The following is a 22,613-nucleotide window of genomic DNA, read 5'->3' on the forward strand; positions in this document are numbered from 1 at the left end:
GTGAACTTTTGCGCTGGCGCGTCGAAGTAACGGTATGACGGATCACGATGGGGACGACGAGCACAGCGAAACTGACGAACATAGTCACGGTCATCACGACCATAGCCACGACGATCACGACCACGACCACAGCAACGACCACGACAACCACGAGCATCACGCTCACGACGTGGACGAACTCGGCTTCGCCGTCGTCACCGTCTCGACCTCGCGGTCGGTCGACGACGACCCAGCAGGAGACGCCATCAAGGTCCTGGTAGAGCAGGCGGGTCACGACGTCGTGACGCGGGAACTCGTCGCCGACGACCACGACCGCGTGCAGAAGACGGTGAACAACATCGTCGGGCGCGGCGACACGGACGTCGTCGTCACGACCGGCGGCACCGGCGTCACGCCCGACGACGTGACCATCGAGGCGGTTTCGGCGTTGTTCGAGAAGGAACTGCCCGGCTTTGGCGAACTGTTCCGGAAGCTCTCCTACGACGAAATCGGGACGAAAACCGTCGGCACGCGAGCGACCGCGGGTACCTCGAACGGTACCGTCATCTTCTGTCTGCCCGGGAGCGAGAACGCCGTTAGATTGGGTGTCGGTGACATCGTTCTCGAAGAAGCGGGCCACCTCGTCGGCCTCGCCGGACGGGAGTGAGAAGAATTCGGGTAGTTGGTAGTGTATTTTAGTATGAGATAGTGGGTTTTAGTAGAACAGCACGAGAGGAGTTCGAGAGCGATTTCTGCTGCAAAATCTGATCTTGAAACCGTAGCAACTGGTGATAATGGTCCAGAAAACCCTCGCCCGCTCGCTTCGGAAAGATGTGGTTGGTGGTTCTGCGACTGCAACTATTGAGAGGTAGCCCTCGAAAGCCCCACCTGCTCGCGGCCGCTGTACGAGATATCCGCGCTCCGCACCGCGCGCGGGCTTTCTAGACCTTTCACAGTAGTCACTGCAAGAGAACCAACGCAAAATCAGTTGCGGAGCGAACGATTCGGGAGTTTCAAAGATGATCGTTCGGTAACGGCAATCACGAGAACGACGTTCCAAAAACGAATCAGAAATGACTCTTTTTTCTGTTCAGAAGTGAAGCGGTTCGGCGGTCTCCCAGCGGGAGGAGAACTGATTGTTGACGTTCGCCGCGAACTCGGGGTCTTTCAGGTCGATCATGGCGAACGCCTCGCCGGGCGAGAGCGGGTTCGCCACCTCGATACAGACTTCGAGGTCGTCGATGAGGTTGAAGGTCCCGTCGAGTTCCGCCGTCGTTCGGACCGAAAACTTCGGATGGTCCGACAGCGTGTCGGCGTATCGCCGACCGACGCTCTCGGGGAGCGTGCTGACGAGTTCCGGCGACATGAGGACGGATACCTCCACGCCACGGGATAGCGCCGTTTCGAGATGCTCCGCGACGGTGTCCCCGACGTTGCCGATGTCGAACGTCGGCGACACCCGACCGGCGACCATGACGATGCGGCGTTCCGCGGCATCCAAGCGCTCGATGAGGAGTTCGAGCGAGTCGTCCGGACCGACCGCCGCCGTCCAGAAGCCCTCCTCTATCGGCGGGTCCACGGCGTCGAGTTCGGTGCTCAAATCGTCCACGATGTCCTCGTACTGGTCGGCCTTCGCGTTCAGTTCGTCCAGTTTGTCGTCCAGTAGTCGGTCGAGCGCGGTGGTCGGCTCGACGGCGACGTACTTCTTCGGGCGACTCGCGCTCTGACTTCGCACGAGGTTGTGCGTCTCCAGGCTGTTGAGAACGTCGTAAATCCGCCCCATCGGAACGTCGCTCACCCGAGAGAGGTCCTTCGCCGTCGTCGGTCCCGTGTTCAAGAGCGCTCGATACGCACGCGCTTCGTACTCGGAGAGACCCAAATCGCGAAGACTTGCCATAGCTGTTGACATTAGCCCGACAGTATATAAACTCTACGTGCGTTTTATGTGTCCCAACTGGACAGAGTATCCTTTTCGCAAATATTGCTCAAAAGAAACTCGATGCCAGTTCACTCAGCTCCGCCGGAGATGTCGCCGGAGCGGATTCGTTATCGCCGTCGACGAGTCGGGCGGTTCCCCGCTCGTACTCGCCGTCAGGCGCGAGGACGACGACTTTCTCGTGGTCGGCGAGTCGAAGCGCGGCACGGTGTAGGTTCGACCCCGGTTCGTCGGCGACCACGACTTGGAGGGGTGTCCTGCACAGTCGGGAGGCGGCCGTCGCGTAGCCCGCGACCTGCACGCCGATTCGGTCCGCCGCACCCGCGAACGCGCCGACCGCCTCGCGCGCGGCCGCTTCGTACGACGAATCGCCCGTCAGGACGGTCAAATCGACCAGCGCGTCGGCCAAGACGGCGTTGTCATCGACGGGGCGAAGTTCACGGTCGAGCAGTCCCGGTCCTTCGCGCGGCCCGTCGACGAACGCACCGTCGTCGGCTTGGAGCGTTTCGATGGCGTGATCCGCGACCGCTCGCGCGGTTTCGAGGTACTCGTCGCCGCCGAGAACCTGTGCGGCGGTGACGAAGGCTCGCGTCACGTGGGCGTGGTCGGCGAGCAGGCCGCGTTCCCCAACCTCGTCGCCGTCACGGTAGTGAACGACCGCACCGTTTTCGACGCACGTCGAGAGGAATTCGAGGGTTCGTTCGGCGTACCGTCGTGCGTGTTCGTCGTCGGTGTAGGCGGCGTACGTGAGCAACGCGTCCGCGGCGAGCGCGTTGCGGTCGGCGAAGGCGGTGAAATCGACGGGTGGTGCCTCCCGACTCTCGCGGTCGCTCGCGTCGCCCTCGTAGTAGCCGTCGCCGGGTTGCTGGCTGCCGCCGAAGGCGTCGCCCTCCCAGAGCGTCGTCGTCAGGTATTCGACGGTCTTCGCGGCGGGGTCGCGGTAGCGGTCCTCGCCCGTGTACAGGTAGGCGTTCGCGTAGGTGTGCAGGAGTGCGGCGTTCAGATCCAGCATCTTCTCGCGGTGGATGTCGTTCCACTCGTGGGTACCGGAGTAGCGGAAGAACCCGCCCTCGTAGTCGTCGTAGAGGTTCGCCGTGATCGGCGAAAGGGTGGCGAGTGCGCGTTCCCGGTCGCGTTTCAGCGCGAACTCCACGGTTCGTGGAAGCGGGAACTTCGCGTCGTCGCCCCAACCGCCGTTGGTCGGGTCGAACTGGTCCTCTATCTGTCCGACCATCAGGCGCTCGATTTCGCCGGTGACTTCGCCCGACGGTGGGTTCTGGTCGCGGATGTTGCGCGGTACTTGCGAGGCTTCCCGGCCCTTGTGCTCCCAGAGGTCGCGCACCTGTCCGACCACTTGGCGCATGGTGTTCGCGTCGAGGAACGTCGCGCCGGTCAGGTGTTCGCCTTCGGGCGTCAGAAACACCGTCGTCGGGAACCCGCCCATATTGTACCGTTCCCTGACACGGGGGTGGCGGTCGATGTCGGCCCGGACCGGGACGAACGAGTCGTTGACGTTCGCCGCCAGCGTCGGCACCGCGTAGGTCGTGTCGTCCATCTCGTGGCACCACGAGCACCACCGAGCGGACAGCGAGAGAAGGATGGGTTTGTCGGCTTCCTGTGCCTCCTCGAACGCCGCGTCACCCCACTCGCGCCACTCGATTTTCGTCCGTTCCGCAGACTGATCCATGGCCTGACTTTGGGTCGAACGTGGGAAGTGGTTTCGGAATTCGCGTCGGTAACGAAGGGGTCAACCTCCGGAACCGTGGCTCGTCCGTCTGCGATACGGTCGGTTACCTACGCAGTCGCATCGAATTACGTGCTTCGAACTGACCGAAAAGATATACAAATCGAACTCATCGCCACGAACATGAGATCGAAGACGAAATTCCTTGTCACAGTTATCTTCCTTCTCATCGGGGGCCTTCTCGACTTTCTGCTCGTCACGCAGTTACAATATGGAATTACAGAAAGCACCGTGTTCATCGCCATGGTCGTCGGCTTCGCGCTGGTCGAAATCGTGCTGGACAACGCGTCCATCTGACTGCCGAACCGGTAGCTAACCGCTATTCAAATAGTGTCGCGTTCTGCTTCGATCCACTCGGCGTACGCCGTCGCGATGGCGTCGAGGATCTCTTCCCCGGCCTCCGCCGTTCCCTCGCGCGGATCGCCGAGAACGCCGTTCTCGGTGATGGGTTTGAATCCCTCGCTGAGGAGTCGGGAGACGGAGAATACACCTCCTCAGTACGCTTGGTTGACTATCAAGGGTGCCGGAGGGGGAATGGACTGGCAAACACGAGAGGGAACGTAGTCTTCCATTTGACTCGAGCCGTCAACCAGTGACTCGTTGGGATCGTTATTTCAAAGCGAATGCTGAAACAACGCGCAAAAAAGAACCGAGTAATCGAATCGAAAAACGGCGCTCAGTCGTGAATCTCGACGGATTCGAGGACGACGTCGTCGAGCGGCTTGTCCTGCGGGTTCGTATCGACGGAGCCGATTTCCTCGACGACGTCCATGCCGTCTACGACCTCACCGAAAACGGCGTGGCGGTTGTTGAGGTGCGGCGTGGCGTCGAGCGTGATGAAGAACTGCGAGCCGTTGGTGTTCGGTCCGGAGTTGGCCATCGAGAGGACGCCCTCGCTGTCGTGGGTGAGTTCCGGGTGGAACTCGTCGTCGAACTGGTAGCCGGGACCGCCGCGGCCCGTTCCCGTCGGGTCGCCGCCCTGAATCATGAAGCCCTCGATGACGCGGTGGAAGAGCACGTCGTCGTAGAGCGGTTCGTCGGTCTTTCGGTCGCCCGACTGTGGGTCGGTCCACTCGCGGTCACCCGTCGCCAGTCCGACGAAGTTCGCCACCGTCTTGGGTGCGCGCTCGTCGAACAACTCGACTTCGATGTCGCCGTGATTCGTGTGAAGTGTGGCCGTTAGGTCGTCTGCCATATCCGTACTGTCGGCCTCCAAGGAAAAAAGGTGTTCTATCCACCAGCGGTATCCGAACGGGAGAAAGACGGATGCCGTTACGCCTCGCTGGACCCGGTCAGTTCCAGCGGACGTATCCAGACGAACCAGATGAAGATGGCGGCCGTCAGGTATAGCGTGAAGAAAATCACGGTTCCGAGCATGCTGTAGCCGATCTGGGTCAGGAAATATTTTATCAATCCCGGAACGATGATGCCGAGGGCCATCATCAAGCCGAAGCGGATCTTCCCGCCGGCGTTGTTCGTGCTCATGAAGGGGGCTTCGTGCTCCACCTGCCTGAATCGTACGGTTTCGAGCTGACAAACACAACACATAACAGATCACAAAGTATTTGCCGGGACGTTACACGAATCGGACATGAACCGAGAACGAATATTGGCGGTCGCCATCGCAGTCGTCGCCGTGGCGGGCCTGCTCACGCTCGCCGTTCTTCCCGGTGCGATTGCGACGGCGTCCACGGACGACCCTCCGAGTCGTCTTCGAATCGAGGACGTCGCCATCGCGCCCGGCCACGTTTCCGGTGGAACGGCGACGTTACGCATCGAAACCCGACTCGACCACAGGGGTGGGTCGGCGGAAAACATCTCCGTCCTCGTCCGGGCGATTCATCTCGATTCCGGGTTGGTCGAGGCGACGACGCGAACGCGAGTTCCGACCATCGACGGGGAACGGGAAACGAGCATTATCGAAAACCTCTCGGTCGAACGTCGCGGCGGCTACCGGATCGAAACCGTGGTTTTCGAGAACGGGGAACGCATCGCCGAGGGCGGTAAGGAGGTTCGAGGCGTCGATGCGCTCGAACCTGCCTACGAGCGGACGGCCGTCGATTTCCACTGGAACGGCGACACGAGTGGACTCCCACCGATCGACTACTCCATCGCTGACGTCCACGACGATACGGCGTCGCTCAACGTCTCCACGTATCTGACGAATCGCGGCGACGACGCATCGGAGAACGTCCGTATCGTCTTCGTCGCGCGGCAAGCGGATTCCAACATCGTCGCCGACCGCGTCTCCGTTCCCGTCGGGACGATCGAGACGGGACGAACTGCGGACCCGTCCGCGACCGTGACCGTCCCGGACGGCTACAACTACTATCTCGACGCGATCCTCTGGAAGGACGGCGTCGTCGTCGGCTCAGCGCGGAGCGCCGCGAACCTCGACCCGTCGAAGCGGCTCTCGGTGAACGAGACGCAGACGGACGTCGAACTGTCCGTTTCGGACTTCCAAGAGGGCGACAGGGGGAAATCGGAGCGGACGACCAGAACGGCGAACGACGGCGGCCAACCCGGTTTCACCGTCCTCGCCGGTATCGTCGCCCTTCTCGGGGCGGGACTACTCGTGCGGCGAAACGGACAACCATGACTGAAACCGAATCAACGACGACCTCCGAGCGGTCGGAATCCGAATCGAAACGAGAGGAAAGCGAGCAGACAAACGCGGTTGACGAGCAACACGGGCAAGGGGACCGTCACGCCCGCCACGAGACGCCGGAAAAGGCCGGACGAACGAATCCGTCCCGTGACCCGAGCCCACGGAAGTATCTGTATCAGGGAGCACTCGTCGTCCTCGTCCTTCTCGCGGTCGTAGCCCTGTTCCAGTTCTACATGAGCGCCCTCGACGTGATTTGGACGTTCGTCGCGGACCGGTACCGACCGCTGTTCAACGCGGCGTTCAACCTCGTCGTCCTGCTGGCGGCCGGTATCGGTATCTCGTTCACCGTCCGGTCGATGGACTGAGAACGCGACACGGCGAAACGGAACGGCGGAACGGAGAACTGGAGCGGCGGAACGGAACGACGCGCGTTAGCGATCCTTCACGGTCACCTCGACCGGATTTTCGGGGTGCAAGGTGACGAGCGGAACGAGCGTCAGCGGCGTGTCGGAGACGAGGTCGAACTCGAATCGCTTGCCGAGCGTCGCCAACACGAGTTTCGCCTCGCGCATGGCGAAGCCATCGCCGATGCATTTGCGCGGGCCACCGCCGAACGGGAAGTACGCGAACTGTGGGAGTTCGCGGCGGAACTCGTCCGTCCAGCGCTCCGGTCGGAACTCCCACGGGTCGTCGAAGAAGCGTTCGTCGTGGTGAACGACCCACTGCGGGGTCGAAACGACGGTGTCGGCGGGGACGTGAAACCCGGCGAGGTCGTCCGCCTCGTTCGCTTGCCGGTAGACGACGTAGGCGGGCGGGTAGAGACGCAACGTCTCCGTCACGATTTCGTCGAGGTAGTCGAGATCCGCGAGGTCAGCGACGGTCGGCGTCCCGTCGACCACTGCATCGAGTTCGTCGTGGAACTCCCGCCGTACGTCGGGGTGCTTCGCGAGCAGGTACCAGGCGTACGTCAGCGTCAAAGCGGTCGTGTCGTGACCTGCGAGCAACAACGTCATCATCTCGTTGCGAACGCTCTCGTCGGTGAGGTTCCCCTGTTCGCGCTCGCCGAGCAACGTTCCGAGCAGGTCGTCCTCGTCGCCCGAGTAGTCGTGCTGTCGTCGAATCTCTCGGAGGATTCGATCCAACCTGTCCACGGCGCGGCGGTAGCGAACGTTTCGCGGCGTCGGTACCTCCTCGGGGACGAACCCTTCCGGCCCGGGTTGAAACCGCTCGCCGACTTCGATGAGGGCCTCCCGGATGGCGCGCTCCATCCCGTCGATTCGCGAACCGAGCAGGCTCTCGACGACGATTCTGAGGGTGAGTTGGGACATCTCGGCGTGGATGTCCGTGTGCTCCCCGTCGGTGAACGAGTCGGCCAACTCGGTCGTATCACGGACGATGATATCGCCGTACTCGTTCAGCTTCGTACCGTAAAACGACGGTTGCATGACCGTGCGCTGGCGTCGCCAGTGCTCGCCGTCGCTCGTCAGTAAACCGTCTCCGAGCAACCCTCCAAGTCCCTCGTCCCCGCCCAACGTCGGCTTACGGTAGTTCTCGGCGTTCGTCACGAGGACGCGCCGAATGGCCTCCGGATCGGCCACCTGGTACACCTCCGTCCCGTACACGTCGATTCGGGCCACGTCGCCGTACTCGCGTGCGACGCGCTCCATGAACCCCAACGGGTCGTCTGCGTACTGGAGACTCGACCCCAAAAACGGTACCCCCTCCGGTCCCGATGGCACGCGGTTTGCCATGCAAGAGATTGGGTTGCACACCGTAAGAGCCTGCTCCCTAACGAGTGACAGACTTTTCATGAACCGTGGTAAAGAAGGTGATATGAGTGATGGGCATCTCTCCCTCGTCGACCAAATTCCGCCCCTCGTCGCGATTGCCGTCCTCGGAGCCGGGTTGCTCGCGCTGTTTCTCGGCTACAGTTGGTTCTGGATGGTGTTCGTATTTGGATTCGCCGTCGTTCTCCCGCTTTTGACGATCCTCTCACAGTCGTTTTCGGAGCGCCAACGGACACGACGAAAACGAGACCATCAACGGTACGACGACCGCCAAACCGACCGAACGGGGAAACGAAACGATGACCGACAGGACGCCCTCGATACGCTCCGGGACAGATACGCCCGCGGGGAGATCGACGAAGAAGAGTTCGAACGGCGGGTAGATCTGCTGTTGGAGAACGAGACGGTGGCGGACGTGGAGGCGCGGCGGGAGCGGGAACGGGAATTCGAGTAACACCGATCATCGAACTGAAATCTTATGCCGTCGTTCGCGTTTTTTCTTCCCGATGAGACGACGCCGTCTACTGATCTGCGGGAGTGCCCTCCTGTCGAGTGGACTGTCCGGCTGTCTCGGTTCAACGAACTTCGCGAGAGAGAGGGGAATCGACCACAAACGAATCGACCACTCGAACCACGACGGACACCGGAACCGAAGGACTCGCACTAGCAAATGATAGCTCGAAAACGCGGACAGTCCACGTTGCCATCTCTCGGAAGTCGGACCAAACGCTGCCGGTCGATGCGAAATACGAGGTTCCGAGCGGGCATCTCCTGTGGTCCTCCGAGACGTTCGAACACGGGGCTCGTATCGAGGCCGACATCATCGGCGGGAAATCACGAACCACGACACTGACCGCGGAAGGGTGTGCCGGGGATACATACAACCCGAACGGGAGCCACCCGGTCGTCACAGTTCACAACCGATGGGACCTTTTATCCGCCTGAAGTAGTGGCCACATGGCCCTGAAAAAGAGCCTTCTGAGCGGCCTCGTCGCATTCATCGTCGCGACAGCCGCTGCGCGTGTCGTCGGCGGGAAGGAACTCGGGACGAGAATCGGCCTCTTGACCGGGGTGTCGGTGGCCCTGAGCACTTGGGTGTCCAGTCGTCAGAGTGGGAAAGAAACCGAACTCGCAGACGAAACGACGGCTGTGTGATCGAACGAGAGCGTGAATGAGAAGATAAGCCGAATATTTTTCCACACGTCCCCCCGAAACGTAGTTTCATCGGGTAACTGATCCATGATCATATACGGAAGTCGAGAACCGTCCATTCACTTTGGTCGAACTGACGCTGTATCTCTTGCGAGAATTCAACTCCACACGAGAAGCGAGTCGCTGTAGAAGGTGAGTACCGTAAGATTAGTTGGCTGGGGAGGTTACGCCCCCGTTTTCGATCGGTCAAAGACCGAGTGAAAGTAGAATCTCGGACCCCAATTTACTGGATATCTCCGTTCAATCTTTTAGCTTATAGACACTATTAGTCATTGCAAACAAGAAATCAGATATTAAATTCATTTCGTAGTTCGTCTGGGGAATGGTCGATACAATAAAGACCTGGTCCAAGAGATATCATAGGGTCGCCTTGTTCCGAGGGTCTCCAAACAAATTTTACATGGTGAAAAATTGGATCTTCTTCACATTCAAGACAGGTGCCATTTGTGTTCGCAGCGTCATATAACTCAATATTGCAATCTGTACAAAGTACGGGTTTAATGATATTCTCGCCTCCAAATTTGGCACAAACATGTGCTCTTGGATCGGTGCTACCACAGATTACACAGTCAGACATTGTATTAATCAATCGCTGTGAGTAATCAAAAAGTTATTTATCTATATCATATATATTCTAATTAAATGTATGTGAATAGAGTCTATAGTAAAACCGGTCACTTAACACATATAGAGCCTATTATATAATATTGTTGAGATAAAGAACTACGACAATCACTTCAATAAGGATTGAAACGATACTCATTCGAGGTAGCCACAATACGATCTTACCTACAAATGTCGAAGAAACTATTGAACTACTTTTTCCAGAATCGACTGCTGCGTGAATTCCTTGATTATCCATTTCCACTCTTTTTTTCCATTCCAGATTATGGAGACCTGGTTCAAAAATACGTTTTCTAAAAAACCCATCAATTAATACTAAAGAGGGCACCAATATAACAGAAAATAGACAAACGAATAGAACCAAAGCAATATTCAGTGATTTATTTCCAAATTTACTTAGTGAAAAAGTGATTAGCAGTAAAACAGGATATAAAACACCTGCGGTAAGAGACAGTCCACCAATCACCGTTCCTATAAATGCAGCAATACTCACAATCTCTTCATACGTACTTTCGTCTGTTTGGAATGAAGATTCAATCTCCGAAGAGATATTTATAACATATATTAATCCACCGAACCAAATCGCAGCGAGAGCTACAAATATTTGTAATAGTGCAGTCCCCAGCTGGAGAAATTGATTGTTCGGCATGGCACTACTCTCAACACCAATAGATATAATTCCCCTTGTCAATTCTCACTCAAATTTGACTATGGGTGTTAATGATTAATTCAAGAAATCAGTCACATTTTGATGGTAAATCACATGTCCTTTTAGGATAGTTAGAAGAGCCGTCGTTTTTACTCACTAATCATCTTCTCTGACCAACTTGAGCATACTTAGTATTTAAACAGAGTGTACCGGTGGGTCTGCAAGCATGCGAGAAGATCTACTCGACTGCGTCAATAGCTCAATTTCGCACATCGGTGCGTCCGTTCGGGCGCATCTAATGTGCAATTCATAGCATCTAATTCTCGTCCGCGAAAAACCCCGTGGAGCCGTACCAAAACTGGGTCCCAAAGAAAATAATAGGAAAGATATTCAGGATAGACATAAGTAAGAGAATTCATGAATGATGAAGGGAAAGCAAATGAGATTTTCCACCGGTTAAAACGAGATTGGTGGCTTTTTCTCTTAGCACTCGGACTACTGGCGGCTGTGCCTATTGCGTGGCATTTGTCATCGATTACTCAATATACGTTTATAGATTGGATTCAAGTAGTGAGCTTACTTGGATCGTTAGTCCTCTCACTAACATTGGCCTTTCTATATCAAGGATTGAAAGAGCTCCAAGGAAAGCAAAATAGACTGATGGAAGTAGAGCATGAACCTGAATTAGAATTAGATCAAGTAAAGGTTGTTGACTCTACACCAAATGCTCCTAGTGGATTAGTAGTTTATCTGTCTAATGTTGGAAAAGGAACGGCAAATAATCTATCCGGAAAAATTGAGACGAGTCCGATTCCAGAATCAAATTTGGAATTTTCATTGAGTAGTAAAACAATAAATCTCGAACGTTATGATGAGCTACTTCAGAATAAGTCTGATAAACAGCTAATCAAAAACCAGGGATCGTTTCTCAGACCTAACGAGAGTAGAGTTGCCATGTTTCTACCATTACTTGTAAAATACGACTCTGAGGATGGGGGTGGGACTACTTTAATTTCGGAACTACCCTTTGGTTTGAGTATGAGATTTAATGATTCTTTATGCAATATTGAACATGAGTCAGAAAGAAGAGATGAGGGATTTCCTGAAAAAGAGTGGGTTGAGGTTCAATTTAAAAGCGAGGGAAGGATGTGGATGAGAATTGATCCAGAAAAGAAGAGATTCATTAACAATAATGACTTTGGGATGGATATTTTGGAAGACGACCATGAAACGGCAGGCCTTCCTAATGAAGATATTCTTCGAAAAAGGATCGAAAATACACTTGATTTCAATAAATTTAGGATTAATGTCTCTGTAGAGTATACCGGTTCGGAAAAGAGTGGAGAAAAGAATTTAGAAATCATTGACAGAGTTATCCCGATCAGACACGGCGAGGATGTTTCTGTACTGTTTGCAGCTGGGGAAATGTATGAAGATCATCAAAGAAACGACCGATCTGATTTCATTTTCTGGAATCTTGCTAGTGATATTGCAGATCGGGAAATCTCTGAGGAGATTACGTAGACTAGCTCTGTTTCTTCTGTGGTGCGTGAATTTCCGCTTTATCAGTGTTCTCCTCACCGGTCCATAGAACTTCGTCGCCACCAGTGATTCCAAGTTCGTCGGGGATGTCTTTCGGTACCGTTAGCTGAATCACGTTATTTCCTTCTTGTGCCGTTCGCGTATCTGCAAATCTTTGTTTAATTCCCATATTGACCACGGCAATCTCGCGAACCGCATTTGTAATAAATATGTAGGGTGTTGAAAGCGACTACGTAGTTTGCCAATGTGCTCCACAAAATTCGCAGGTGGTTCTCTTTGAACCCCGTCCGCTTTCGGGAAGTGGTTCACAGCGACCACTTCCGGCTATTGAAATCACCAGAGGGCGTAGGTGCCGCCGGGAAACCTGTTCAACTCCACATGAGAAGCGGGTCGCTGTAGAAAGTGAGTACCGTAAGATTAGTTGGCTGGGGAGGTTACGCCCCCGTTTTCGATCGGTCAAAGACCGAGTGAAAGTGGGATGGGCCAACGCGGATTTGAACCGCGGACCTCCCGGTTATCAGCCGAGCGCTCAACCTAACTGAGCTATTGGCCCTCTGTTGGGCGCATTTACTCATTGCCCGGTGAGATTTTTAAGGGTTTCCTTTCTCCTCCGCGTCGTCATCGAAACCGATATCGTAGGAGTCCGAATCCACCCGGTACGTATCACCGTCCTGACCACTCGAACCGGCCGTGCCGCTGCCGCTCACGCTGCCACCGTCAGGGAAGCCGAAGGTGTAGACGTTACCCGAGGCGAACCCGCCGGTCTGCTTGTCGATGTAGGGCGTGATGACCCACTTCTTCGCCACGGTCCGGAACACCGCGCGCGTGGGCGGGAGCGCGAACAGGAACCCGAGCGTGTCGGTGATGAGGCCGGGCGTGAGCAGGAAGGCACCGGCGACGAGCAGGAATCCGCCGTCGATGATCCGATTCGTGGGAATATCCCCGCGCGCGAGGTCGGATTGGATCTTTCTGATGGTGTGTCTCCCTTCGGCACGAACCAGCAACATTCCGAGCAGGGCGGTCAGTACGACGAGCAGGACGGTTATCTGCCAGCCAATCTGGGTGGCGACGAAGACGAGAAACAGCCCGTCGAGTAACGGAATCAACAGCAACAGCGCCAGCATCCGTTTCCACATGATTCGACGTAGTGGTTCAGGCTGTAAAACCCTTTACCTGCTGATGTGTGCTCGGAGAGCGAAACGAGTCATTCTCGTTTTCCGCGTCCGCGTGCGGCGTGAGACGACGCAAGGGCGCTTCAGTAACGACCGCAGTTACAGCCACGATGACGATTTCCGTGACGACAGCGACGACTCCCGTTCCTCGGAAACACCCCGCCCTCACTCGGTCAGTCGCTCGTGGGCGCACGCGCCCACTCGTACTATCCCTCGCTCGCCCGGGACCCGCCAGGACAGCGGCGGGCCGGGTGCGAGGCGCACCCGGCCCGCAAGCGGTTGGTCGGCCTGCCGCCCACATTCTTCCTCAACGATCATCAGTATCTCCCGCTTAGCCCCGTTCTTTGAGTACGATATTCACGAAGAGATAGAAACGTGCCTACTGTCTTCGTTCATTTCTACACTCGTTTCTTCGTCCTTCGGCCACTAATACCTTCCAATCAATCCAATATTTCCAATTCTCAGTCTGCCCTTCCGAAATTCGAAATCAAGTTTCGTACCTCGTAATGATTCGTGGGGCTTATTACGATGTACGAACTTCACACGGGTAACAGCCATGAGTGACACCGAGAACAGGACGATTTTGCTCATCGGAAGCGGACCCATCCAGATAGGCCAGGCTGCGGAGTTCGACTACTCCGGCGCGCAAGCCTGCCGTGCACTACAGGAGGAGGGGGCGCGAGTCGTTCTCGTGAACTCCAACCCGGCGACCATCATGACCGACCCGGAGATGGCCGACGAGGTGTACATCGAACCCATCACCACCGAAGCCATCGCCGAAATCATCCGGAAGGAGCGCCCTGACGGGGTCATCGCCGGACTCGGAGGACAGACGGGACTGAACGTCACCGCGGAACTCAGCGAGGAGGGCATCCTCGAAGAGTACGACGTGGAGATCATGGGAACGCCGCTGGAAACCATCTACGCGACGGAGGACCGCGACCTCTTCCGTCAGCGGATGCAGGAACTCGGCCAACCCATGCCGTACTCGACGACCATCACGCTCGACGAGGGCGAGACTGTCGCCGAGTTGGACGAGGAGGCCCTCGGCCAGCGCGTTGAGGACGCAGTCGAGACCGTCGGCGGACTCCCCGTCATCTCGCGCACGACCTACACCCTCGGCGGGTCCGGGTCCGGCGTCGTTCACGAGATGGACGAACTGAAAGAGCGCGTGCGCAAGGGACTGCGCCTCTCGCGCAACAGCGAGGTGCTCATCACGGAATCCATCGCGGGTTGGGTCGAACTGGAGTACGAGGTGATGCGCGACGCGGACGACTCGTGTATCATCATCTGCAACATGGAGAACCTGGACCCGATGGGGATTCACACGGGCGAATCCACCGTCGTCACGCCCTCGCAAGTCATTCCCGACGAGGGTCACCAGGAGATGCGCGACGCGGCCCTCGAAGTCATCCGCGACTTGGGGATTCAGGGCGGATGTAACATCCAGTTCGCGTGGCACGACGACGGCACGCCCGGCGGCGAGTACCGCGTCGTCGAAGTGAACCCGCGTGTCTCGCGCTCCTCGGCGCTCGCGTCCAAGGCGACGGGATATCCCATCGCCCGCGTGACGGCGAAAGTCGCGCTCGGCAAACGCCTGCACGAGATCGAGAACGAGATCACGGGCGAGACGACGGCGGCGTTCGAACCCGCCATCGACTACGTGGTGACGAAGGTGCCGCGCTGGCCCAAGGACAAGTTCGACGACGTGGACTTCGAACTCAGCACGGCGATGAAGTCCACGGGCGAGGCGATGGCAATCGGTCGGACGTTCGAGGAGAGCCTCCTCAAGGCGCTCCGCAGTTCGGAGTACGAACCAGACGCGGAGTGGGACGAAGTCGGCGACGACGAACTCGAATCCTACTATCTCGAAAGACCCTCCCCCGACCGTCCGTACGCCATGTTCGAGGCGTTCGAGCGCGGCTACACGGCCGAACAGGTCGCCGACCTGACCGGCATCGAGTCGTGGTACGTCGAGCGCTACGGCCGCATCGCCGAGGCCGTCGAGGCCGCACAGGACGGCGAGTTCGCCCCCGCCGCGGAGAAAGGGTTCACTAATCAGGAAGTCGCGGCGATGGCCGGTGCGGACGTCGGTTCCGTCGAGACGAGTGCTCCGGAACGCTCGTTCAAGCAGGTCGATACCTGCGCGGGCGAGTTCGCGGCGTCGACGCCGTACTACTACTCCGCGCGCTCGGCCCGCGAGACGAACGTGTTCGGGAACGACGAACTGCAAGTCGATCCGGACGTCGAGAACGTCGTCGTCGTCGGTGGCGGCCCGATTCGCATCGGGCAGGGCGTGGAGTTCGACTACTGTTCGGTGCACGCGGTTCGCGCGCTCCGCGAGATGGGCATCGAAGCGCACGTCGTGAACAACAACCCCGAAACCGTCTCGACCGACTACGACACTTCTGATGGGTTGTTCTTCGAACCCATCACCGCCGAGGAGGTCGCCGACGTCATCGAGGCGACGGACGCCGACGGCGTGATGGTGCAGTTCGGTGGTCAGACTTCGGTCGATATCGGCCACCCGCTGGCCGAGGAAATCGAGCGCAGAGGTCTCGACTGCAAGGTTCTCGGGACCACGGTGGACGCGATGGACCTCGCGGAGGACCGCGACCGCTTCAACCGCCTGATGGACGACCTGGGCATCGAACAGCCGACCGGCGGAAGCGCGACGAGCGAGGAGGAGGCCCTCGAACTCGCACACGACATTGGTTACCCCGTCCTCGTGCGCCCGTCCTACGTCCTCGGTGGCCGCGCGATGGACATCGTGTACGACGACGAGGAACTCACGGAGTACATCGAGGAGGCGGTTCGCGTCTCGCCCGACAAGCCAATCCTCGTGGACGAGTTCCTCGCCGACGCGGTGGAACTGGACGTGGACGCCGTCTCGGACGGCGAGGACATCGTCATCGGCGGTATCATGGAACACGTCGAGAGCGCGGGCGTCCACTCGGGCGACTCCGCCTGCCTGATTCCGACGCGTTCGCTCTCCGAGGAGACGTTGGGCCGCGTGCGCGAAGTGACGGAGGACATCGCTCGCGCCCTCGACACGGTCGGGTTGATGAACGTTCAGTTGGCCGTCCAAGACGATACAGTCTACGTCCTCGAAGCCAACCCGCGCTCCTCGCGGACGGTCCCGTTCGTCTCGAAGGCGACGGGCGTCCCGATCGCGAAACTCGCGGCGAAGGTGATGGCCGGGAAGACGTTGGCCGAACTCGACGTGACCGAACGGATTCCCGAGCAGACGAGCGTGAAGGAGGTCGTCCTTCCGTTCGACCGCCTCTCGGGATCCGACCCCCGCCTCGGCCCGGAGATGAAATCGACGGGCGAAGTGATGGGCACCGCGGATTCGTTCGGCAAGGCGTACGAGAAGGCCCAATCCGCCGCCTCGAACACGCTTCCAAAAGAGGGCGTTGCAGTCGTCGACTTCGACCTCGACGGCTTCGGCGACTACTACGAACTCGGCGAGTTCGAGGACGTCAACGACGCGATTCGCACCGGAAAAGTCGACCTCCTCGTGAGCGACGACCGCGCCGCACTGGAGACGGCCGTCGAGGAGGACATCCCGTACTTCACGACCGTCGCCAGCGCGAAGGCGGCACTCGAAGCGCTCGCGGCCCGTGACGAAGACCTCTGCGTGCAGTCGGTCGGCGACAGGCCGAAAGTCGCCCGCGAGTGGGGTCGCTGACGGGACCGATTCTCTTTAACTGGAGTTCAGGTAGAACTCGTTTTTCGAGGAGAGGTCGTAGTTATCGCTGCCGTTCGAGAAGTTCGCTTTCACCTCGTTTCCGGAGAGGGTTCGTCGCCCCATCGAGTCCTCGTAGTGGTTCATCGACGCTGCGCTCGACGGCTGGAAGCCGATGAAGTTCTCGCGGGTGTCGTCGTCCCACGCGGAGTTGAGCTTCAACTGCCACCGGTTGTACTCGTTGGTCGGCGAAGACTCGTCCACGACTTCGACGTTCGGTTGGGAGTACGACCAGCTAAGGCCCGCCGTGACCGACGCGGTCATCCAGCCGACGCTCACACTGAGCGAGTAACTGGTCGAGGACGACCCGCCCTGCGTTCCGTACGGGTTCCATTGCCCGTAATCCACGTCGGTATTGCCCATCTCGCTCTGATTCCATTTGTGATACACTCTCCCCCACTCGTTCTTGTAATCGCTTCCGTACGCGGAGATTCCCGGCTCGAACCCGGCCGGGGAGTGGAGAGCGAACACGTCGCCCTCGCTGCTCCCGAGCGTGTCCATGAACACGTAGAACGTGGCACCGACCGTCCCGTACGGGTCGTCGGCATATTCGAGTTTCTGCGAGAACATCTGTTGCATGTTGTCCGTGCTGGACACGGTTCCACCGGCCATCGTGGTAACCTGCTCGGACGCTTTGATTGTCGAGGAAATGTCCGCGACGTGACTGTCGAGTTGGTCGTGAATCAGGGCTTCGGAGCGCCCCGACTCCGCCTGTGGTTCCGTCAGGTCTTCGGCGGCAACGCCGACGTAGGAGTGCCCGACGCCGTCCGCATCGAAACCGTAGGCGTACGCCACGACCCCGCCCGAACTCGTCTCCTGCTCACTCGCGGGGATAACCGCGGGAGCACGACCGTTCTTTTCCGCGAAATCGTCGGCGGCTCGCCGACGAACCGCTCGTCGTTGCTCGTCCGACACCGCGGCTCCACCGGACGCCTTCGCGGTGTACACCGCACTTCCCCGTGAGCGTTTTTCGTTCAGCTTCGCGCTGGCGAACCCGGTACCCGTGACGAGGCTCGTCATCCCGAGTGCGCCGGTTTTGAGAATCGTTCGTCTGTTCATCCGTCCGTTGCTTCCGCCGGAGTACTCTTTTTCTTCCATGCTACGAATATATGATAATAACGAAGATACAAATAACTAACTAGAAATTGAGTAAATTTAATACTTTATTTTCCAGATGCAATTTGGTGTCCGAAAACGTGCTTTGGGAGCGAACCGGGACGTGAAGTCGCACGAGCGTTTCGATCGCACCACTTGGTGAAGACGAGACGGGCGTGAGCCACGGTTTACGGCGGCGTCTTCGTACACGCTTGGAATCGGTCCGCTGACGCGTTCAGCCTACGCGGGTTCTTTGTAGAACGTGGACGTGTGGGCGAGCCAGTGCTCCGAGCCGTCGTTAACGAACTGGCCTTTCACCTTGTTGATGCAGATGGTTTTCTCTCCCATCGAGCTATCGTAGTGGTCCATCGAGGCGGCACTCGACGGCTGAAACCCGACGAAGTTCTGACTCACGTCGTCCCCGCCGTTGACCTTCAACTGCCACTGGTTGTAATTGTGGTACGACGAGGACTCGTCGATGACTTCGACATCCGGCTGCGTGTACGACCAGCTAAAGCCCGCCGTAACCGATGCCGTCATCCAGCCGACACTGACGCTAAGCGAGTAGCTTCTGGATGACGAACCTCCTTGGGTGCCGTACGGTTGCCACTGACCATAATCGACGTCCACGTTGCCCATCTCAGTCTCGTCCCACTGGTGAAACACGCGTCCCCAGTCGTTCTCCCAGTCGCTCCCAAACGCCGAGGTGCCCGGTTCGAATCCGGCGGGTGAGTTGAACGAGTGAACGTCCCCGTCGGTGCTGTCGAGGGTGTCCTGGTACCAATACGACGTTGCCCCGGCGACGCCGTACGGATCTATCGCGTTTTCGAGTTTGTGCGAATAGATCTGTTGCATGTTGTTCGTCCCCGTCACGGGACCACCGGACATCGTCGTCGCTTGTTCGGACGCCGTGACGGCTGATGAGAGTTCAGCGACCCGGCCGTCGAACCGGTCGTGAATGAGCGCCTCGGCCCGTCCGGACTGCGTCTCGGGTTCGTCCGTGTCCTCGCCAGCGATGCCGGTGTACGCCCGGCCGACGCCGTTCGCATCGAGCGCGTATGCGTATGCGACCACGTCACCGTCGTCGGATTGCAGGTCGCTGGCGGGGATGGCATCCGGGGAACGCCCGTTTTTCCGCTCGAAATCGCGGACCGCACGTCTCCTGACCTGCCGTCGCTGTTCGTCGGAAATCGTCGCTCCACGGGACGCTTTTGCCGTGTGAACCGCACTTCCCCGCGGTTGCTTCTCGTTCAGTTCCGCACTGGCAAGACCGGTACCCGCGACGAGGCTCGTCACCCCGAGTGCACCGGTTTTGAGGATGGTTCGTCTGTTCGTTCGGTCGTCGTTTCCGTCTCTGCTTGGACTTTCTTTCATGGCCCAGAATAACAATCAAAACAAGGACACAAATAATTAACTAGAAATTGAGTGAAATTAACAAGTAGTGGCAGAACGGTAAAATTATTGGTTTGTATGGTTGTTTTCGAGAATCCAATGTCGTCGCTGAGAGAACCGACGAAAATCAGGGAAGCGTTCCGAGCGCTCCGCCCATCAGGAACGCGGCCAACGCGTACCACGGTTCCCGGCGGAGTTTTCGGTGGACGCCCGGCATCGTGCCGTTGACACCGACACCGAGCGAGAGACCGATGAAGAGCACACCGCCCGCGATGGCCACGCTTCGGAATCCGTGTTCGCTGGCGTACCCCGCAAGGACCCCGATTATCACACCGAAAATCGCGGCGAGAAGGTCGATGTCGGTGATGTGGTGATCGGTAGTTGATCGCGATGGCATACCTGTATCAGGAATTGATTCATATTATTTCATTCTATTTCTGGCAAACACTACTGAACTCAGTACCTGGCCGACCGAGCGGTGACGGCGCTACCGGAATCCACCGTCCACCACCGATATCCCTCGTACCGACGGGCCGAACGACGAGCGTCCACGAGGGCGGTATCTTCGCCCTCGGTTGCGACACTGTTGGCCGGGAACCCTTTCAGCTTCCTGCACGAATTCACGTAAGATGTCGAACGAAATCGAGCGCCTGCTGGTTGCTGGTGCGAGCGGTGACACGGGGCGCGAACTCCTCCGGCAGCTACGCAGCGTTGACGTACAGGTCAGAGCCATGACGCGCTCGCCGAACAAGGAACGGGAGCTGTCGGAGGAAGGCGCGGACGAGGTCATCATCGGTGACCTCCTCGACCCGGCGGACGCCTCCCGTGCCGTCGCGGACTGCGATGCCGTCCTCTGTGCGGTCGGGTCGTCCCCGAGCCTCGACGCACTTCTCGGCGGTGACCTCGTGGACGGTGCCGGTGTCGAGAACCTCGTCTACGCGGCCGTCGCAGCGGGCGTCGAGGGCTTCGTCTTCGAGAGTTCCATCGGCGTCGGTGACTCCCGCGAGGGGATGCCCGCCGCGCTTCGACTCCCGCTCTGGCACGTTCTCAACCAAAAGAACCACGCCGAGTCGGTGCTCCGCACGTCGGGTCTCTCCTACACCATCATCCGCCCCGGCGGCCTGACGAACGCACCCGCAACCGGCAACGTGCTGGTCGGTGAAGGCGGTGAAAGCGTCTCGGGGAGCATCCCGCGCGAGGACGTCGCCCGACTGATGATCGCCGCGCTGTTCACGTCGGACGCCGAGAACCGGACGTTCGAAGTCGTGAGTCGGGAGGGTCAGCGCGGCACCGCTCGGGGAGTCGTCGAGATAGACTGGCAAGTGCCCGGCGAACACGAAATAGAAATCGAGGAGTAAGCGGTACGCGGGAGTTCGCCGACCGCCAATCCTCGGCGGTCAGCGTCGTCAAAACGCGGTCGGATCAGTCAGCAGTGACGAGTCGCCGTCGGGGTGCCATCGCGAGGACGTCGTCGAAGAATCCGAGGGTGTCGTTCGGGCCGGGGTTCGCTTCGGGGTGGTACTGACGCGTGATGACGTCGAGTTCGTCGTTTTCCAGCCCTTCGGGGGTATCGTCGTTGACGTTGATCTGCGTGACTTCGAGGTTACCGGGGTCGGCAACCGTGTAGCCGTGGTTCTGCGTGGTCATGACGACCTGTCCCGATTCGAGGTCACGAACGGGCTGATTGACACCGCGGTGACCGAAGTCCATCTTCGAGGTGGTTCCACCGAGCGCGCGGGCGATGATCTGCTGTCCGAGACAGATGCCCGCGAGCGGGAGTTCCCCGGCGAAGGTATCGACCAGTTCCTGGGCCGCTTCGAAGTTCGCAGGATCGCCCGGGCCGTTCGAAACGAAGAGGATGTCGGCCTCGAGGGCTTCGACGTCCTCGGGCGTGGCGTCGTGCGGGAGGACGTGAACGTCCGCGCCGCGTTCGACCAGCGCGTCGATGATACTTCCTTTCGCACCACAGTCCACGAGCGCGACGGTTTGGCCGTCCTCGTCGCCATCGCCGAGGTGAACCTCGGGTTCGGAGACGCTGACCTGCGCGCCGATGTCGTGGTGGTCGCTCATGCCCGGACAGCGCGCGAGTTCCGCGAGCGCGTCGTCAGGCGTGGCGTTCTCGCCGACCGCGATTCCGCACTTCATCGCGCCCTCTTCCCGAATCCCGCCGACGAGGTCGCGGGTGTCGAGGTGGTCCACCGCGGGGACGCCCTCGGCTTCGAGCCACTCCGCGACGTCCTCGGTGAGTTCGCGTGCGACGACCGCACGCGGGTGGACTCGGTCGCTCTCGAAGCGTTCCTCTCGGACGCCGTAATTCCCGATGAGGGGGTACGAGAACGTGAGGACCTGTTCCTCGTAGGACGGGTCGGTGAGGCTCTCCTCGTAACCCGTGTATGCTGTTGTAAAGACCAGTTCACCGCAAGCCGTACCTGGGGAGCGACCACGGGCTTCCACCACATGGCCACCCTCCAGCGCGACGTAGGCACCCGGCATTACGAGATTCATATGCAACACGGCACTATAAACCTTGCTTTCGAAGCATTCTTACGAAATTCGTAATCATCAAGTAGCGGGCGACACTACCTGCAAATCTCCATGGACGCACTCGACCGACAGATATTGAATCTTCTCCGGCGAGACGCCCGGACGCCGTACACGGAGATCGCCGAGAGCGTCGGCACATCCGAGGGAACGGTTCGAAATCGCGTCGAACGCATGACTGAGGACGGCGTTATCGAACGATTCACCGTTACCACTCACACGGGGAACGTGAAAGCTATGATAGAGATCGGCGTCGATGTCGCGGTTGACACGACAGCGATATCCGATACGTTCGCGGAGTGGGAACAGGTCGATTTCGTCTGGCAGGTCAGCGGCGAGGACGACATCGTCCTCATCGTCGACGCCTCCGACACGCAGGGCGTGAACCAACTCATCACTCGCGCGCGAGAATTGGAGGAAGTCGTGAGCACGAAGACTCGACTCATCTTGGACGAGCGACTTGGATGAGGCCATCTCGGCCGAATCCAAGTTGCACTCGAGATGAGTCGAAGAGTGATTTTGGACGAGCAACTCGGGTCAGCGGCAGCGTCCCGAGTCGTTCGACGGAATCGGGATAAAATCCG

The 22,613-nt window shown here is 58.5% G+C and carries 23 protein-coding genes, 1 tRNA gene and 1 pseudogene; 10 read left to right on the plus strand and 15 right to left on the minus strand.

Annotated elements, in window-relative coordinates; all coding sequences use genetic code 11:
• Nucleotides 1–34 precede the first annotated feature (34 nt).
• The gene (locus NKF25_RS03455) at nt 35–646 is read left to right on the plus strand and encodes a molybdenum cofactor biosynthesis protein B (protein ID WP_253225316.1); all 612 of its coding nucleotides are present in this window, start codon (nt 35–37) and stop codon (nt 644–646) included.
• Between the two features lie 423 nt (nt 647–1,069).
• On the opposite strand, the gene NKF25_RS03460 is transcribed toward NKF25_RS03455, so the two are convergent.
• Nucleotides 1,070–1,876, minus strand: a complete 807-nt coding sequence (locus tag NKF25_RS03460; RefSeq protein ID WP_066141128.1) for a helix-turn-helix domain-containing protein — start codon at nt 1,874–1,876, stop codon at nt 1,070–1,072.
• An 88-nt stretch (nt 1,877–1,964) separates the two neighbouring features.
• The gene (locus NKF25_RS03465; RefSeq protein WP_253225317.1) at nt 1,965–3,602 is read right to left on the minus strand and encodes a DUF255 domain-containing protein; all 1,638 of its coding nucleotides are present in this window, start codon (nt 3,600–3,602) and stop codon (nt 1,965–1,967) included.
• Nucleotides 3,603–3,782: 180 nt separating this feature from the next.
• Here NKF25_RS03465 and NKF25_RS03470 point away from each other — a divergent pair, with 180 nt between their 5' ends.
• A complete protein-coding gene (locus tag NKF25_RS03470) occupies nt 3,783–3,956 on the plus strand; it encodes a hypothetical protein (RefSeq protein ID WP_253225318.1) in 174 nt (57 codons plus the stop codon).
• 26 nt (nt 3,957–3,982) lie between these two features.
• Here NKF25_RS03470 and NKF25_RS24415 read toward each other — a convergent pair.
• The 3 genes and pseudogenes from NKF25_RS24415 to NKF25_RS03480 form a co-directional block, all read right to left on the minus strand.
• Nucleotides 3,983–4,114: pseudogene (locus NKF25_RS24415) on the minus strand (creatininase family protein); the annotation flags it as partial.
• Between the two features lie 221 nt (nt 4,115–4,335).
• Nucleotides 4,336–4,854 carry a peptidylprolyl isomerase gene (locus tag NKF25_RS03475; RefSeq protein WP_066141140.1) on the minus strand — a complete coding sequence of 173 codons (519 nt, stop codon included), beginning with the start codon at nt 4,852–4,854 and terminating at the stop codon, nt 4,336–4,338.
• 77 nt (nt 4,855–4,931) lie between these two features.
• On the minus strand, nt 4,932–5,144 hold the full coding sequence (locus tag NKF25_RS03480; protein WP_253225319.1) for a hypothetical protein: 213 nt from the start codon (nt 5,142–5,144) through the stop codon (nt 4,932–4,934).
• A 106-nt stretch (nt 5,145–5,250) separates the two neighbouring features.
• Between NKF25_RS03480 and NKF25_RS03485 the strand changes: the two genes are divergently transcribed.
• The gene (locus NKF25_RS03485) at nt 5,251–6,258 is read left to right on the plus strand and encodes a PGF-CTERM sorting domain-containing protein (protein WP_253225320.1); all 1,008 of its coding nucleotides are present in this window, start codon (nt 5,251–5,253) and stop codon (nt 6,256–6,258) included.
• The gene (locus NKF25_RS03490; RefSeq protein WP_253225321.1) at nt 6,255–6,632 is read left to right on the plus strand and encodes a hypothetical protein; all 378 of its coding nucleotides are present in this window, start codon (nt 6,255–6,257) and stop codon (nt 6,630–6,632) included. The genes NKF25_RS03485 and NKF25_RS03490 overlap by 4 nt, the downstream gene beginning before the upstream one ends.
• Before the next feature lie 66 nt (nt 6,633–6,698).
• On the opposite strand, the gene NKF25_RS03495 is transcribed toward NKF25_RS03490, so the two are convergent.
• Nucleotides 6,699–8,018 carry a cytochrome P450 gene (locus NKF25_RS03495; RefSeq protein ID WP_253225322.1) on the minus strand — a complete coding sequence of 440 codons (1,320 nt, stop codon included), beginning with the start codon at nt 8,016–8,018 and terminating at the stop codon, nt 6,699–6,701.
• 82 nt (nt 8,019–8,100) lie between these two features.
• Here NKF25_RS03495 and NKF25_RS03500 point away from each other — a divergent pair, with 82 nt between their 5' ends.
• Nucleotides 8,101–8,508, plus strand: a complete 408-nt coding sequence (locus tag NKF25_RS03500; protein WP_253225323.1) for an SHOCT domain-containing protein — start codon at nt 8,101–8,103, stop codon at nt 8,506–8,508.
• 503 nt (nt 8,509–9,011) lie between these two features.
• Complete coding sequence (locus NKF25_RS03505; RefSeq protein ID WP_253225324.1) at nt 9,012–9,209, plus strand: hypothetical protein; 198 nt, start codon at nt 9,012–9,014, stop codon at nt 9,207–9,209.
• Nucleotides 9,210–9,963: 754 nt separating this feature from the next.
• On the opposite strand, the gene NKF25_RS03510 is transcribed toward NKF25_RS03505, so the two are convergent.
• Nucleotides 9,964–10,539, minus strand: coding sequence for a hypothetical protein (locus NKF25_RS03510; protein WP_253225325.1), 576 nt, complete (start codon nt 10,537–10,539; stop codon nt 9,964–9,966).
• Between the two features lie 417 nt (nt 10,540–10,956).
• Here NKF25_RS03510 and NKF25_RS03515 point away from each other — a divergent pair, with 417 nt between their 5' ends.
• Nucleotides 10,957–12,063: a hypothetical protein gene (locus NKF25_RS03515; RefSeq protein ID WP_253225326.1), complete on the plus strand. Its 1,107-nt coding sequence runs from the start codon at nt 10,957–10,959 to the stop codon at nt 12,061–12,063.
• Between the two features lies 1 nt (nt 12,064).
• Here the strand turns inward: NKF25_RS03515 and NKF25_RS03520 are convergent, their stop codons facing one another.
• From NKF25_RS03520 to NKF25_RS03535, 4 genes are all read right to left on the minus strand, one after another.
• Nucleotides 12,065–12,259 (minus strand): AbrB/MazE/SpoVT family DNA-binding domain-containing protein, encoded by a 195-nt coding sequence (locus tag NKF25_RS03520; RefSeq protein ID WP_253225327.1) that lies wholly within the window; start codon nt 12,257–12,259, stop codon nt 12,065–12,067.
• 301 nt (nt 12,260–12,560) lie between these two features.
• Nucleotides 12,561–12,634: transfer RNA gene (locus NKF25_RS03525), tRNA-Ile, on the minus strand.
• A 37-nt stretch (nt 12,635–12,671) separates the two neighbouring features.
• A complete protein-coding gene (locus tag NKF25_RS03530; RefSeq protein WP_253225328.1) occupies nt 12,672–13,217 on the minus strand; it encodes an FxsA family protein in 546 nt (181 codons plus the stop codon).
• 201 nt (nt 13,218–13,418) lie between these two features.
• Nucleotides 13,419–13,571: a hypothetical protein gene (locus NKF25_RS03535; RefSeq protein WP_253225329.1), complete on the minus strand. Its 153-nt coding sequence runs from the start codon at nt 13,569–13,571 to the stop codon at nt 13,419–13,421.
• 238 nt (nt 13,572–13,809) lie between these two features.
• On the opposite strand from NKF25_RS03535, the gene carB reads away from it, so the two are divergent.
• Nucleotides 13,810–16,944, plus strand: coding sequence for a carbamoyl-phosphate synthase large subunit (gene carB / locus NKF25_RS03540; protein ID WP_253225330.1), 3,135 nt, complete (start codon nt 13,810–13,812; stop codon nt 16,942–16,944).
• A gap of 15 nt (nt 16,945–16,959) precedes the next feature.
• Here the strand turns inward: carB and NKF25_RS03545 are convergent, their stop codons facing one another.
• The 3 genes from NKF25_RS03545 to NKF25_RS03555 all read right to left on the minus strand — a co-directional run bounded on the left by NKF25_RS03545 (nt 16,960) and on the right by NKF25_RS03555 (nt 19,885).
• A complete protein-coding gene (locus NKF25_RS03545) occupies nt 16,960–18,099 on the minus strand; it encodes a hypothetical protein (RefSeq protein ID WP_253225331.1) in 1,140 nt (379 codons plus the stop codon).
• Nucleotides 18,100–18,336: 237 nt separating this feature from the next.
• Nucleotides 18,337–19,470 carry a hypothetical protein gene (locus NKF25_RS03550; protein ID WP_253225332.1) on the minus strand — a complete coding sequence of 378 codons (1,134 nt, stop codon included), beginning with the start codon at nt 19,468–19,470 and terminating at the stop codon, nt 18,337–18,339.
• Between the two features lie 145 nt (nt 19,471–19,615).
• The gene (locus NKF25_RS03555; protein ID WP_253225333.1) at nt 19,616–19,885 is read right to left on the minus strand and encodes a hypothetical protein; all 270 of its coding nucleotides are present in this window, start codon (nt 19,883–19,885) and stop codon (nt 19,616–19,618) included.
• A gap of 232 nt (nt 19,886–20,117) precedes the next feature.
• Between NKF25_RS03555 and NKF25_RS03560 the strand changes: the two genes are divergently transcribed.
• Nucleotides 20,118–20,846: an SDR family oxidoreductase gene (locus NKF25_RS03560; protein WP_253225334.1), complete on the plus strand. Its 729-nt coding sequence runs from the start codon at nt 20,118–20,120 to the stop codon at nt 20,844–20,846.
• A 64-nt stretch (nt 20,847–20,910) separates the two neighbouring features.
• Here the strand turns inward: NKF25_RS03560 and carA are convergent, their stop codons facing one another.
• A complete protein-coding gene (gene carA / locus NKF25_RS03565) occupies nt 20,911–21,981 on the minus strand; it encodes a glutamine-hydrolyzing carbamoyl-phosphate synthase small subunit (protein WP_253225335.1) in 1,071 nt (356 codons plus the stop codon).
• Between the two features lie 102 nt (nt 21,982–22,083).
• Here carA and NKF25_RS03570 point away from each other — a divergent pair, with 102 nt between their 5' ends.
• Nucleotides 22,084–22,497 carry an Lrp/AsnC family transcriptional regulator gene (locus NKF25_RS03570; RefSeq protein ID WP_066141181.1) on the plus strand — a complete coding sequence of 138 codons (414 nt, stop codon included), beginning with the start codon at nt 22,084–22,086 and terminating at the stop codon, nt 22,495–22,497.
• The last annotated feature ends 116 nt before the right edge of the window (nt 22,498–22,613 follow it).

The sequence above is a fragment of the Haladaptatus sp. AB643 genome, assembly GCF_024136975.1.
Lineage (GTDB): Archaea > Halobacteriota > Halobacteria > Halobacteriales > Haladaptataceae > Haladaptatus.

Excerpts from the sequence above, each read along its gene's own strand:
- NKF25_RS03455 (WP_253225316.1), top strand. The coding sequence starts at position 35 with ATGACGGATCACGATGGGGACGACGAGCACAGCGAAACTGACGAACAT.
- NKF25_RS03460 (WP_066141128.1), bottom strand. The coding sequence starts at position 1,876 with ATGGCAAGTCTTCGCGATTTGGGTCTCTCCGAGTACGAAGCGCGTGCG.
- NKF25_RS03465 (WP_253225317.1), bottom strand. The coding sequence starts at position 3,602 with ATGGATCAGTCTGCGGAACGGACGAAAATCGAGTGGCGCGAGTGGGGT.
- NKF25_RS03470 (WP_253225318.1), top strand. The coding sequence starts at position 3,783 with ATGAGATCGAAGACGAAATTCCTTGTCACAGTTATCTTCCTTCTCATC.
- NKF25_RS03475 (WP_066141140.1), bottom strand. The coding sequence starts at position 4,854 with ATGGCAGACGACCTAACGGCCACACTTCACACGAATCACGGCGACATC.
- NKF25_RS03480 (WP_253225319.1), bottom strand. The coding sequence starts at position 5,144 with ATGAGCACGAACAACGCCGGCGGGAAGATCCGCTTCGGCTTGATGATG.
- NKF25_RS03485 (WP_253225320.1), top strand. The coding sequence starts at position 5,251 with ATGAACCGAGAACGAATATTGGCGGTCGCCATCGCAGTCGTCGCCGTG.
- NKF25_RS03490 (WP_253225321.1), top strand. The coding sequence starts at position 6,255 with ATGACTGAAACCGAATCAACGACGACCTCCGAGCGGTCGGAATCCGAA.
- NKF25_RS03495 (WP_253225322.1), bottom strand. The coding sequence starts at position 8,018 with ATGGCAAACCGCGTGCCATCGGGACCGGAGGGGGTACCGTTTTTGGGG.
- NKF25_RS03500 (WP_253225323.1), top strand. The coding sequence starts at position 8,101 with ATGAGTGATGGGCATCTCTCCCTCGTCGACCAAATTCCGCCCCTCGTC.
- NKF25_RS03505 (WP_253225324.1), top strand. The coding sequence starts at position 9,012 with ATGGCCCTGAAAAAGAGCCTTCTGAGCGGCCTCGTCGCATTCATCGTC.
- NKF25_RS03510 (WP_253225325.1), bottom strand. The coding sequence starts at position 10,539 with ATGCCGAACAATCAATTTCTCCAGCTGGGGACTGCACTATTACAAATA.
- NKF25_RS03515 (WP_253225326.1), top strand. The coding sequence starts at position 10,957 with ATGAATGATGAAGGGAAAGCAAATGAGATTTTCCACCGGTTAAAACGA.
- NKF25_RS03530 (WP_253225328.1), bottom strand. The coding sequence starts at position 13,217 with ATGTGGAAACGGATGCTGGCGCTGTTGCTGTTGATTCCGTTACTCGAC.
- NKF25_RS03535 (WP_253225329.1), bottom strand. The coding sequence starts at position 13,571 with ATGATCGTTGAGGAAGAATGTGGGCGGCAGGCCGACCAACCGCTTGCG.
- carB (WP_253225330.1), top strand. The coding sequence starts at position 13,810 with ATGAGTGACACCGAGAACAGGACGATTTTGCTCATCGGAAGCGGACCC.
- NKF25_RS03545 (WP_253225331.1), bottom strand. The coding sequence starts at position 18,099 with ATGGAAGAAAAAGAGTACTCCGGCGGAAGCAACGGACGGATGAACAGA.
- NKF25_RS03550 (WP_253225332.1), bottom strand. The coding sequence starts at position 19,470 with ATGAAAGAAAGTCCAAGCAGAGACGGAAACGACGACCGAACGAACAGA.
- NKF25_RS03555 (WP_253225333.1), bottom strand. The coding sequence starts at position 19,885 with ATGCCATCGCGATCAACTACCGATCACCACATCACCGACATCGACCTT.
- NKF25_RS03560 (WP_253225334.1), top strand. The coding sequence starts at position 20,118 with ATGTCGAACGAAATCGAGCGCCTGCTGGTTGCTGGTGCGAGCGGTGAC.
- carA (WP_253225335.1), bottom strand. The coding sequence starts at position 21,981 with ATGCCGGGTGCCTACGTCGCGCTGGAGGGTGGCCATGTGGTGGAAGCC.
- NKF25_RS03570 (WP_066141181.1), top strand. The coding sequence starts at position 22,084 with ATGGACGCACTCGACCGACAGATATTGAATCTTCTCCGGCGAGACGCC.